This is a genomic window from Bacillus sp. FSL W8-1202, from assembly GCF_038006165.1.
Lineage (GTDB): Bacteria > Bacillota > Bacilli > Bacillales > Bacillaceae > Bacillus > Bacillus subtilis.
On sequence record NZ_JBBOUR010000001.1, the window covers coordinates 3,698,695 to 3,709,784 of the forward strand.

The following is an 11,090-nucleotide window of genomic DNA, read 5'->3' on the forward strand; positions in this document are numbered from 1 at the left end:
TTGTTATTTCATTCTGCCAAAAAGATTGAGCAAAATTGATAATACCACACTTATAATAATACAAGTGACAACCGGGAAGAAAAACGTGACATTTCCTTTTTTCACAAAAATATCTCCCGGCATCTTGCCGACAAAATGCAAAACTGCTCCGATAATAAGCAAAACAGCACCAAGAATCATAATGATCTTAGGAAATTCAGTCATATCGGGGAGCCTCCATTTGGAAATGATGATAAACGGCCGGTGTCACGATCCTTCCACGCGGCGTTCTTTGTATAAATCCAATTTGCAGCAGATATGGTTCATATACGTCTTCAATCGTATGCGATTCCTCGCCGATCGTAGCTGATATCGTATCAAGGCCTACTGGGCCGCCGTTGAATTTTTCGATCATGCCCATCAGCAGCTTATGATCAATATGATCCAAACCGAGGCGATCAACCTGAAGCCGCTCCAGCGCATTCTGAGAAATGTCTTCAGTGATCCTGCTGTCACCCAGCACTTGGGCGAAATCACGCACCCTTCTCAGCAGGCGGTTCGCCACGCGGGGCGTCCCTCTCGATCTTCTTGCAATTTCAAGAGCCGACGGTTTATCAATCTCAACCTCGAATACATCAGCGGTTCTTGTGACAATATCCGCCAGTTCTTCTTGTGTATAGTACTCAAGGCGAGACATGACGCCGAATCTGTCTCTTAAAGGAGCCGTCAAAAGCCCCACCCTTGTCGTGGCTCCCACCAGCGTAAAAGGCGGAAGGTCGAGCCGAACCGAGCGGGCAGATGGGCCTTTGCCAATCACAATGTCCAGGCAAAAGTCTTCCATTGCAGGATAAAGCACCTCTTCGATCGATCTGTGCAACCTATGTATTTCATCAATAAATAATACATCTCCCGGTTCCAGCGCCGTTAATATAGCAGCCAAATCACCAGGCCTTTCAATCGCAGGCCCTGATGTCGTCCGCAGCTCCACTCCCATTTCATTGGCAACAATCGAAGCAAGCGTAGTTTTTCCGAGTCCGGGCGGCCCGTACAGAAGAACATGATCCAGCGTCTCCTGTCTCATTTTCGCCGCATCTATAAACACGCGCAAATTTTCTTTTACCTTATGCTGCCCGATATACTGTGACAGATTTTGCGGCCTCAGGCTTTGCTCTATCACTGATTCATGGTTGTCTGCTTCACTTGAGACGAGCCGTTCATCCATGAACATCACCTTACTTTAATAGTTTTTGTAATGCTTTTTTCACATATTGGTCTGTTGTCAGCCCAATTTCTTCTTTAAGGTGAGGAAGCACCTTTTTGATTTCTTTTTCAGCATATCCGAGAACCCTGAGGGCTTCAAGTGCTTCTTCGAGAGCCGTTTCCGCTGTTTGCTTTTCAAGCCTTTCTTCATGATTAAACAGATTTTCAATCATTTCAGGCACAGCATCTGCCAGCTTTCCTTTTAAATCTAGAATAATCTGGCGTGCGGTTTTCTTTCCTACTCCAGGAAACTTGACCAAAAAAGCTTCATCCTCATTTTCAATTGCTTGGATGACCGCTCCCGGATCACCCGAGCCCAAGATGGCAAGTGCTCCTTTCGGCCCAATTCCGGTCACGTTTAACAGCTTTGTAAAGAGCGCCTTCTCCTCTCTCGTTGAAAAACCGTAAAGCGAAAAAGCATCCTCTCTGATATGATGGTATGTAAAAATCGTTTCTTGGCTTCTCTCCTTATATATAAACGGATTCGGCGTGAAAATCTGATAGCCGATGCCGCCGTTCTCTATGACAATATATTGGGGAGATACATAATCAATCGTCCCTTTAACAAATTCAATCACTCAAATTCACCTCTTTGACTGTTCTTCATTGTACCATAAAAACAGCCAAAGTCTTATAGAAAAGTTAACATATGTTCGCTTCTCTCTCATTCTTTCACGAAAAAAAAGACATGAATACATGTCTTCAATCAGCGGACGTTATCCGCTGTATGTCTTCATATGTTCGATGACATCCTCAAACTCCGCTTTTGTCCGAAATGGAATGCCTTTCAGCAGATTTTTTTGCATATGGCTTTCCAGCCTTTCTAAATCAATTTGAAAAAAAGACTGAATTGGTTCGGAAGCTGGCTCAGGCCGCCCATGAAAAGTGGAAATCACTCCATTATCCGATACACCGATATACCCGTTGACCTTGCTGAGCGGAGATATATCGTCCATTTGCCTCCGGAAGAGCACATATCCCTTTTTTTGTTCCACAAGCGTCCATCCGGCATAAGCTGCCCAAAAATCATCCATAGAAAACACTTTTTCATGCTTATGCTCAATGCTGACATCGCCGTCCAAATACACCTTTTCAAGCTGCACATGCACCTGCAGCGGCTCATAGTGCTCCACTTCCGCGCCAAGTGCGCGGGAAGGAGCTCCTATTAAAAATACTGCCGCTGAGCAAAGAATGCCCAGCAAAAGATACGCCGTGCTGAATCGTTTCACCCTCTACACCTCTTTGCACACGTTTATGATTAGTTTGACCAAAGAGGCTACTGCTTAACCGTTTTATCAAAATTTGTCTGCACATTTTCCCTGACAAACCGTTCCTCCGTATACACATCTGTGCTTTGCTCAGAAATTGTCAAGAATCGCGTCAGAAAGGCACTGAAAAAATACAATGCCGCAAAGATCCAAATCACGCCACCTGCACCGAGCGGCCCAATGAAAAGACTCACGATGCCCGGCGCGATAAACGCACATAAACCAGATCCCAAATTCAACACTGACATGGCAGCACCTTTATTATCAGGTGCAAGCGTCGGCAAAAGCGCGCTTAATGGGACGTACCCTGCTAAAGCCGCGCCGTAGCAGCAGGCAATAATCATGAGCACCCAATACTGATGCCCGATCAGCTGAGGCGTGTAATACAGCGCCAGCGTAAAAATACCGCATCCGACACCGCCAAACCACATGACCGTATTGCGCCAGCCAAGTTTATCTCCGACTGCACCGAAAATGATATTGAACACAATATTCACAAAAAACAGCGTCCCCCATATTTGCAGCCATTCCGAAACCGAATACCCGTATCGTGCTAAATAAGTAGGAAGAAAGATGGCAAATCCAAATTGTCCTATCGCATTAATCGTCTTGACCACTCCGCCGATGCCGACCTTAGGGTTTTCAAACATAATTGTAAATGCCTTCGACAATTCTTTCCATTTCGGCTGATCTTGTTTTTGTATCGGAGTAAATTTATCTTTGTTAAAAAACAAGGCCAGAAATCCGCCTGCCGCCACAAACAGTAAAGCGCTCCAAAGCGTATTGATTTCTCCAAAGGCCGGAACCGCATAGCTGGAATAGAACGGGCCGAGCACGTTAAGGCCGCACGTAAACATAAACCAAAACCATCCGACGGCTTTTCCGAGAATATTTTGAGAGGTGCTGTATGACACCCATACGAGAAAAGAGTATGCAAACAGCGGATATCCCAAGCCTCTAAGAGCATAGCTGCCCAAGAGAGCCGGATAATACATATGAGGAATCGCCCAGCCGATAAAAGCGGCCGAACCGAGGATAAATGCAAGCAATCCGACAGTCATCGTTTTTCTCGGCCCCCAAGTTTGGACAAACGTTCCTGAAAGCCAAGCTGAGATGGTGACAGCAATGCCGTACATGGTAAATAACGATGCGGATTGCTGCATACTGAGACCATGATCAACGAGAAAAGGAGACAGCCAGCCTTGTTCGAGGCCGTCTCCAACCATAAAGATGACAACGCCAATATAACCCCAAACCATGTGAGAAGGAATTCCGATTTTGTTCAAAACATTTCCTTTAGCATGTACTGTATTCATTTTCTCCACCGCCTACTTAAAGTATCAATGGAGTATATACCCAAGCTTGCTGAATTGTAATCCTGTTAGATTAAAAAGCGATTTTTTCAGTGTGCTCAATGCTGACAGGCATGCCAAAAGCAAGCGATTGCTGTGCTGCTCTGGCGATCCTTCCGGCCTGTAAACCGTCATTGCCGGTGCAGGGAGTCTCCTGGTTTGTGCCGATCGCTTCTGCAAAACGGAGAATCTCCTCCTCATATGAATCCTTATAGCGTTCAAGGAAAAAGAAATGCGGTTTATCCTTCATCACAAAATCAGCTGTTGACACCTCAACCGTTGTCGGCCTGCTATTGTCAGCCGCTGCAGAGCCTTTCGTCCCGAAAACCTCAACCCGCTGGTCATATCCGTACACAGCTTGGCGGCTGTTATCAATCACAGCCATGGCACCGTTTTCAAAAGTCAGTGTAATAACAGCTGTATCAATATCACCCAGTTCCGCAAAAGAAGGATTCACCAAAGCCGCCCCTTTGGCATACACTTCCGTCACTTCGCTCCCCAAAATATATCTGGCCATATCAAAATCATGGATCGACATATCCATAAACAACCCGCAGAACGTACGGACATAATCTATATTCGGGGGTTCTGGGTCCCGAGAAGTGATTTTTAATAAATGAGGCGTACCGATTTCACCATTTTCAACAATCGTTTTGATTTTCTTAAAATGAGGATCAAAGCGGCGGTTAAATCCGACTTGAAGTGTTACCCCGTGTTTCCGGACAGCCGCAAGCGCTTCACTCGTTTCGTCCAGAGAGAAACTAACGGGCTTCTCACAAAATATATGCTTTTTCGCCTCGGCTGCTTCTTTGATCATCTGTGCATGTACGGCTGTAGGAGAGCAAATAAAAATAGCATCAATATCAGGATCATGTAATAAATCACGATAATCAGAGGTTATGTATTCAATCTGATGACTGTCGGCCCAGCTTTTTATACGGCTCGCCTGAATGTCAGAGACTGCTTTTATTTTCATGTGAGGAATCCGGCTTATATTTTGAACATGAAGTTTGCCGATGCGGCCTGCACCGATAATCCCTGTCACAATCTGTTTTGTCATGACTTCTTCCCCCTTGATCATTCACGAAAGCGCTTTATTTAAAATTAATACTATCCCATTTGTAAGCGCTTTTCAAGAATGGAAATTAAACGTTCTATGTCTCTTTTATCACAATTCATGCTTATAAGTAGCCTTCTTCTTCAAGACCAGATACACTAGAATTAGGCTCTTTTTCCTGAACAGTTTATGATTTTCCTATAAACAGCTGCATAAAATAGAGCAAAGAAGGTGAATGAAATGCTGACAAAAGCAGAGGCACTGGCCCATACCGTCATATACCGCAAGAACAGCAGATTTGATAAAGTCAAAGAGAAATCCGAGGAATTAACACTAATCGGCAAGGGAAGAAGCGCCTATGTGTTTGCCTTAACAGAAGGCGGTCGAAAAATGGCGCTGAAAGTATTTTTTCCGGAATATCAAGCGACAGCAGTCAAAGAAGCAGCGATCTATGAAAAATTAGCCGGGTCCGCATTCTATCCTGACATTTACGAAACTGGCGATTCATTTATTCTCATGGAATATATTAAAGGTGAAACCTTTTATAACTGTCTGAAGAAAGGCATTGCAATCAGTGATGACATGATTCAGCAGGTTGAAGAAGCGCTTTCTGACGCCCGGGCAGCCGGACTGAACCCGTCAGATATTCATTTGCGGAATCTGATATTGACAGAAACCGGGGCGGTGCGGGTGATTGATGTTGCGAGATTTGAGCAGACAAAAACATGCACGCAGTGGGACGACTTAAAATCCGCATATCATGCACTCTACAAAAAACCGATATTCCCCAAAAAGATTCCGGGTTTTTGGCTGGAGATCATCGCATTTTTATATAAGAAAGATTGGTTTCAAAAGCATTTCGCACAGCGGAAAAGAAAATATTCTTAAATCAAAAAGGCAGCCGCACAAGCGGCTGCCTTTATCATGTATTTTTTACTTTCTGACGGCAGAAATCAGTTTCATTTGTTCAGGCGACAGCTTAATTCGATAGCCTCTCACAGTTAAGTAGACCGCTTCTGGGTCCTTCTCGCCGGAATGACAATACGTTTTTTCCATTTCTGTCTCCCCTCACCCTTTATTGGCTTTATTTCATCTTATCATTGCTTTATTAAGGTAATTTTAAAGAAATGTAAAGATCATATGAATCCGATATATAGTAAAATGAGAGAAAAAAAGGGAGAGAGTCACATTAAGACACGCAGCAACATCCCGCTTATTATGTTTGCCCTGCTGGTCTTCTTCGGCGGCGCCATCTATTGGATGTTATTTTCACTAAAAAGCGTTCCGAAAGGCAATCTCGTCCAATCGGTTGAATCGCCGGACGGCAGCTATACGTTAAACACTTATGTATCCGAAAACACCTTGAGCTTAGATGCAGCCAGAGGTGAACTTGTAAATGAAAAAACACTTGTCAAGAGAACAATCTACTGGAATTACCCGGACAGCCGCCCAGCAGTGACGTGGATCAATCAAAATACAGTGAAAATCGGCAATCAGACTTTACATCTTGATACTGATGAAACGTATGATTGGCGAAAAGATGATCATTGGATCCGTGAAGAACCGCCGCAGGCGTCAGCGAGGTGATGAAACATGAATAAGATAAACGGAACAAATGATGACAAGCATTTCAATCATTTTGTGATTGCTTTATCCTTTATATACGGTTTGACTGAACTAGGCTATTTGTTGCTGAAGGATTTTATAACAATTGCCATAAGTTTGCCTCTGTAGAAAAACGCAGCGTAGTCGATACGCCGCGTTTTTTCTTTTTCCCTTCCTCTTCTTATTGATAATTACAGGTCATATAATGTGACAAATCGATTGTAGAAATAGTTCGATTAGACCAAAATCCTTTTTATACATGTATTCGAATTTGAAGTGAGGGGGAAGCTTGATGGCAGATTTTGTTGCTAGTTTGAATGCGGTCTTATGGAGTACGCCCGTCATTTATATTTTATTGGGAATTGGATTCGCCTTTTCAATTATGACCCGTTTTTTACAAGTCCGACATTTAAAAGAAATGATTGTTCAGATGTTCAAAGGCAAGAGCTCTGAAGCCGGCGTTTCATCTTTCCAAGCGTTATCGATTGCGCTGTCCGGCCGTGTGGGCACAGGAAACATCGCGGGAGTGGCGACAGCAATTGCATTCGGCGGACCCGGTGCGGTGTTCTGGATGTGGGCGATTGCCTTTATCGGGGCGGCGAGTGCCTTTGTAGAATCAACACTTGCTCAAATTTACAAAGTAAAACAAGACGGTCAATATCGGGGCGGCCCTGCTTATTATATAGAAAAAGGCTTAGGCATTAAGTGGTTTGCCGTCTTATTTGCCGCTGCTGCCCTTATTGCAATGGCCTTTCTAATGCCAGGCGTACAGTCCAACTCCATTGCGGCTGGGATCCAAAATGCATTCGGCATCTCTCCTTTCGTCACAGGGTGCGGTCTGGTTTTATTATTAGGGTTTATTATTTTTGGCGGCGTCAAACGAATTGCCAGTGCGGCGCAAATGATTGTTCCATTTATGGCCATTGGATATATCCTGCTGTCTTTGATTATTATTGTCATGAATGTGTCTGAATTACCTGCTGTGCTCTCATTAATATTCAAAAGCGCCTTTGCATTGGATTCCGCTTTTGGCGGCTTGATCGGCATGGCGATTTCCTGGGGCGTTAAACGTGGCATTTACTCAAACGAAGCCGGCCAGGGAACAGGCCCGCATCCGGCAGCCGCTGCAGAGGTTTCTCATCCGGTCAAGCAGGGACTGGTTCAGGCATTTTCTGTTTATATTGACACCTTGTTTGTATGTTCCGCTACAGCTTTCATGATCTTGTTTACCGGCATGTACAATACCCAGGCTGCAGATGGTTCCTTTATCGTTCACCAGCTTAAAGGCGTAGAAGCAGGACCTGGTTTCACACAAGCGGCAATTGACAGTGTTCTTCCCGGATTCGGTGCAGGCTTTGTTGCCATCGCTTTATTCTTCTTCGCTTTTACAACAATTATGGCGTATTACTACATCGCAGAAACAAATATCGCCTATTTAGCACGAGGCAGAGAAAGTAAATGGGCAATGCTTGGCTTAAAACTGATTATTTTAGCCGCCACATTCTATGGTACTGTGAAAACAGCTTCACTTGCTTGGGCATTAGGGGATGCAGGGCTTGGCATTATGGTATGGCTGAACGTCATTGCCATTGTGTTGCTTGCCAAACCGGCGCTTCTTGCTTTAAAGGATTATGAGCGCCAAAAGAAGCAGGGCTTAGACCCGGTCTTTGATCCAAAAGCGCTGGGTATCAAAAACGCTGATTTCTGGGAGAAAGAATACACTCATGATAGTGAACGTGTCTCCTGAACTACTAAAACCGGCCCGATATGACATCGTGCCGGTTTTTTATGAGCGATAGTTTGTATACACTTCTTGAACATCATCGTCATCTTCAAGGATATCTATTAATGTTTCCAGCTTCTCAACAGCCTGATCATCGGCAGCTGCATAGGTATTGGGAAGCATGGTCACCTCCGCCGAAGAAATTGGATATTTCGATTCGAGGGCTGTTTTCACCTCTTCAAAATGCTCAGGCTCTGTGAAAACCTCATATAGGTCTTCTTCAATTCGCAGCTCTTCTCCTCCTGCTTCAAGCACATCAAGCATGAGCTCATCTTCTTCTATTTGCCGTTCAGTGCGGTCTATCGTAATGAACCCCTTTCGTTCAAATAAAAAGGCTACACATCCGCTTTCTCCCAGACTTCCGCCATTTTTATTAAAGGCTGTCCGCACATTTGACGCCGTTCGGTTTTTATTATCTGTTACGCATTCAACCATGACGGCAATCCCTGAAGGGCCGTAGCCTTCATAGGTGATTTCTTCATAACTGCTTCCATCTTGGCCTCCCGCAGCTTTTTTAATGGCTCGATCTATATTTTCATTCGGCATATTGGCGCCTTTTGCTTTTTCGATGACAAGACGCAATGCTGAATTTGCTTCTGGATCCGCTCCGCCTTCTTTCGCTGCCACATAGATTTCTTTTGCCAGCTTCATAAATATTTTGCCGCGCTTTGCATCCTGTGCATTTTTTCTTTTTTGAATGTTTTTCCACTTGGAATGGCCTGCCATGTTTTCACCTTCTTTTTACATTTTCTATGTACACTTTAATAGGAATTGTTCGCTGATGCAAAGAAAAAGGCTGCCGAATATCACTTCCGGCAGCCCTTCCTTCCTAGCGGTTGTTCATTTTATGAAGTTTTCTGAACAGCCCTTTATCTGTTGATACTTGGACGTCACGGCCATTTGCATAGTTGCGCGCTGCTTTTACGACATTATCTCTGTCAGACTTTGTGAACTCTCTGTGGCTTTTGACTGCGATAACTACTCGGTCATCCGATACCATAACTTGTGTGTCATTGATGTTTTTCACTTGTTTCACACGGTTGGCAATTTTTGCAGCCAGTCTTCTGTTTTCTTGGTTGTCATACCCGTTGTTCGCTGCATTCCGATTCATGTTTCGGTTATTCGTGTTGTTATATGTTCCGTCAGTTGCCAAAGGAACACGATCGTCAGCAGTAACACGGTCACGGTTATTTACATTCGTGGTGTTTCGGTTACCGTCGTTCTGATCCTCCATTAATTCAGAAACAGGACCATCGTGGTCGATTCCGTCTCCCTGTCTATCGGCGTCATTTTCATTTGTATAATATCCGATTGGACGGGTATTGCCGTTATTGCGCGTATCATTCATAGCATTATCGTTTGCTCCGCATGCTGTTAAGCCAGCTGTCATTAGAATCAAGCTAGCGATCGTCATTTTTTTATCCAATGGAAAAACCCCCCGTGGACGAATTGAGCATGTTTGCTCGCTTTTATCATGTGCGTATGGGGGGCATGTTAAGCGTGTCAGTTCTCTCCATTTGGCAGTGATCTGCTTGAAAACAAAAAAAGGAACGATTTACATCGTTCCGAACGATCACTCATTTTCTTCTTCCGGCCGGCCAAACATTTGGTTTACAGAAGGCTGATTCGTCATTGGCATAGAAACTCCTGCCGAATATGGGTTTGGATTTAGGTTAGCTGTGCCATATGGCATATTAGGGCTTCCATAAACTCCCATTCCCGAATGGCCAGGCGCAGAGAAATATGGCTGATGATCACCGTCACAGCCGCAGTCGTCATGATCTTTGTATGGCATGTAACCATGAGCCGCAGCAGGCTGGTATGCTCCCATTACTTGGGGAGTGCCGTAATAAGGGCCATACGGCATATGTCCATACGGAGATCCATAAGCCGGAGATGCGTATTGCGGCGCACCGTATGAACCGTAATGTCCGTGATGACTGTTTTCATGATGCTGGTTTTCATAACCCGGGTCATACTGAGGCGATACAAAGCCTGGCTGGTATCCATGCATCGGATGCATTGGAAAAGCCTGTGCCGGATAGTACGGATAGCATAATCCTGTTCCTGGAAGAATTGGCGAAACAGGTACCGGACACGGTACGAAATGAGCCGGATAATGATAATAAGGCTGAACAGCCGGCATCGGCATATTCGGAACTGTGTGATGAACGTTTTCCTCTTCTATACCGCCTACCTCTGGCGCCTTTGGCATATTAGGCATATTCGGATAATTTGCATTTTCCATATTACTCATAGCCTCCTGTTGTGGAAATTGGTCTTGCATATGATACATATGATCCATATTTCCGTCATGATGTTTTTTCGGCTCCTCCGGTTTAGGAGGCGACCAAGGCTGGAAAAGCTGTTTCATATCATAATAATCGTTCACATCAGCTTCAGGGTGCACATTTTCCTGCAAATTAGGCATCTGCGGGACATACGGCATGGACTTCTTTTCTTTCGGCTTTGTGTCTTCTACATCGACAACGGATTTAGGCTTCTCTTTCGCATATGGATGTTCTTGCTTCACACTCCCGGCCGCAGGACTTTTGCCCGCTTTTGGCTCTTTTCTGACCGGGACTCCTTCTGACGGCACTTTTATTTTCATTCCAGGCATGATTAAGTCTGGATTGCTAAGCTGTGTATTGAGTTTTTTCACTTCCTCAACATCGACTCCGTACTTTTCAGCTATTTTCCAGAGCGAATCGCCTTTTTGAACGATATGGATTTTCAACGTTTTCCCCTCCTATGCAAAACGTGAATAGTTCAGCTGTGATTACAAT

At 44.5% G+C, this 11,090-nt stretch carries 14 protein-coding genes; 4 read left to right on the forward strand and 10 right to left on the reverse strand.

Translation table 11 applies throughout. From position 1 onward, the window contains the following. Window positions 1-3: 3 nt before the first annotated feature. From NSQ09_RS19600 to iolG, 6 genes are all read right to left on the reverse strand, one after another. The gene (locus tag NSQ09_RS19600; RefSeq protein ID WP_003222669.1) at window positions 4-204 is read right to left on the reverse strand and encodes a DUF2905 domain-containing protein; all 201 of its coding nucleotides are present in this window, start codon (window positions 202-204) and stop codon (window positions 4-6) included. Then, on the reverse strand, window positions 197-1,201 hold the full coding sequence (ruvB, locus tag NSQ09_RS19605; RefSeq protein WP_017696349.1) for a Holliday junction branch migration DNA helicase RuvB: 1,005 nt from the start codon (window positions 1,199-1,201) through the stop codon (window positions 197-199). The genes NSQ09_RS19600 and ruvB overlap by 8 nt, the downstream gene beginning before the upstream one ends. A 10-nt stretch (window positions 1,202-1,211) precedes the next feature. Next, complete coding sequence (ruvA, locus tag NSQ09_RS19610) at window positions 1,212-1,817, reverse strand: Holliday junction branch migration protein RuvA (protein ID WP_017696348.1); 606 nt, start codon at window positions 1,815-1,817, stop codon at window positions 1,212-1,214. A gap of 138 nt (window positions 1,818-1,955) precedes the next feature. Then, complete coding sequence (bofC, locus tag NSQ09_RS19615; RefSeq protein WP_017696347.1) at window positions 1,956-2,468, reverse strand: sporulation cell-cell signaling protein BofC; 513 nt, start codon at window positions 2,466-2,468, stop codon at window positions 1,956-1,958. Window positions 2,469-2,515: 47 nt separating this feature from the next. Further along, window positions 2,516-3,823 carry an MFS transporter gene (locus NSQ09_RS19620; protein ID WP_017696346.1) on the reverse strand — a complete coding sequence of 436 codons (1,308 nt, stop codon included), beginning with the start codon at window positions 3,821-3,823 and terminating at the stop codon, window positions 2,516-2,518. Window positions 3,824-3,893: 70 nt separating this feature from the next. After that, window positions 3,894-4,919, reverse strand: a complete 1,026-nt coding sequence (gene iolG / locus NSQ09_RS19625) for an inositol 2-dehydrogenase (protein ID WP_326043375.1) — start codon at window positions 4,917-4,919, stop codon at window positions 3,894-3,896. A 237-nt stretch (window positions 4,920-5,156) separates the two neighbouring features. On the opposite strand from iolG, the gene NSQ09_RS19630 reads away from it, so the two are divergent. Continuing rightward, entirely contained in the window at window positions 5,157-5,804 is a 648-nt protein-coding gene (locus tag NSQ09_RS19630) for a phosphotransferase (protein ID WP_003246159.1), read from the forward strand. 45 nt (window positions 5,805-5,849) lie between these two features. Here the strand turns inward: NSQ09_RS19630 and NSQ09_RS19635 are convergent, their stop codons facing one another. Next, window positions 5,850-5,972 (reverse strand): hypothetical protein, encoded by a 123-nt coding sequence (locus tag NSQ09_RS19635; RefSeq protein ID WP_003229707.1) that lies wholly within the window; start codon window positions 5,970-5,972, stop codon window positions 5,850-5,852. 162 nt (window positions 5,973-6,134) lie between these two features. Here NSQ09_RS19635 and NSQ09_RS19645 point away from each other — a divergent pair, with 162 nt between their 5' ends. The 3 genes from NSQ09_RS19645 (at window position 6,135) to NSQ09_RS19655 (ending at window position 8,268) form a co-directional block, all read left to right on the forward strand. Beyond that, window positions 6,135-6,503 (forward strand): DUF5412 family protein, encoded by a 369-nt coding sequence (locus tag NSQ09_RS19645; RefSeq protein WP_341032536.1) that lies wholly within the window; start codon window positions 6,135-6,137, stop codon window positions 6,501-6,503. 6 nt (window positions 6,504-6,509) lie between these two features. After that, window positions 6,510-6,650, forward strand: a complete 141-nt coding sequence (locus tag NSQ09_RS19650) for a hypothetical protein (RefSeq protein WP_017696343.1) — start codon at window positions 6,510-6,512, stop codon at window positions 6,648-6,650. Window positions 6,651-6,813: 163 nt separating this feature from the next. Beyond that, window positions 6,814-8,268 carry an alanine/glycine:cation symporter family protein gene (locus tag NSQ09_RS19655; RefSeq protein ID WP_017696342.1) on the forward strand — a complete coding sequence of 485 codons (1,455 nt, stop codon included), beginning with the start codon at window positions 6,814-6,816 and terminating at the stop codon, window positions 8,266-8,268. A 39-nt stretch (window positions 8,269-8,307) separates the two neighbouring features. Here the strand turns inward: NSQ09_RS19655 and NSQ09_RS19660 are convergent, their stop codons facing one another. From NSQ09_RS19660 to safA, 3 genes are all read right to left on the reverse strand, one after another. Next, window positions 8,308-9,030, reverse strand: a complete 723-nt coding sequence (locus tag NSQ09_RS19660; protein WP_017696341.1) for a YebC/PmpR family DNA-binding transcriptional regulator — start codon at window positions 9,028-9,030, stop codon at window positions 8,308-8,310. A 103-nt stretch (window positions 9,031-9,133) separates the two neighbouring features. After that, window positions 9,134-9,730, reverse strand: a complete 597-nt coding sequence (gene sgpA / locus NSQ09_RS19665; protein WP_017696340.1) for a spore germination protein SgpA — start codon at window positions 9,728-9,730, stop codon at window positions 9,134-9,136. Window positions 9,731-9,877: 147 nt separating this feature from the next. Continuing rightward, complete coding sequence (safA, locus tag NSQ09_RS19670) at window positions 9,878-11,041, reverse strand: spore coat assembly protein SafA (protein WP_144452792.1); 1,164 nt, start codon at window positions 11,039-11,041, stop codon at window positions 9,878-9,880. Window positions 11,042-11,090: the final 49 nt, after the last annotated feature.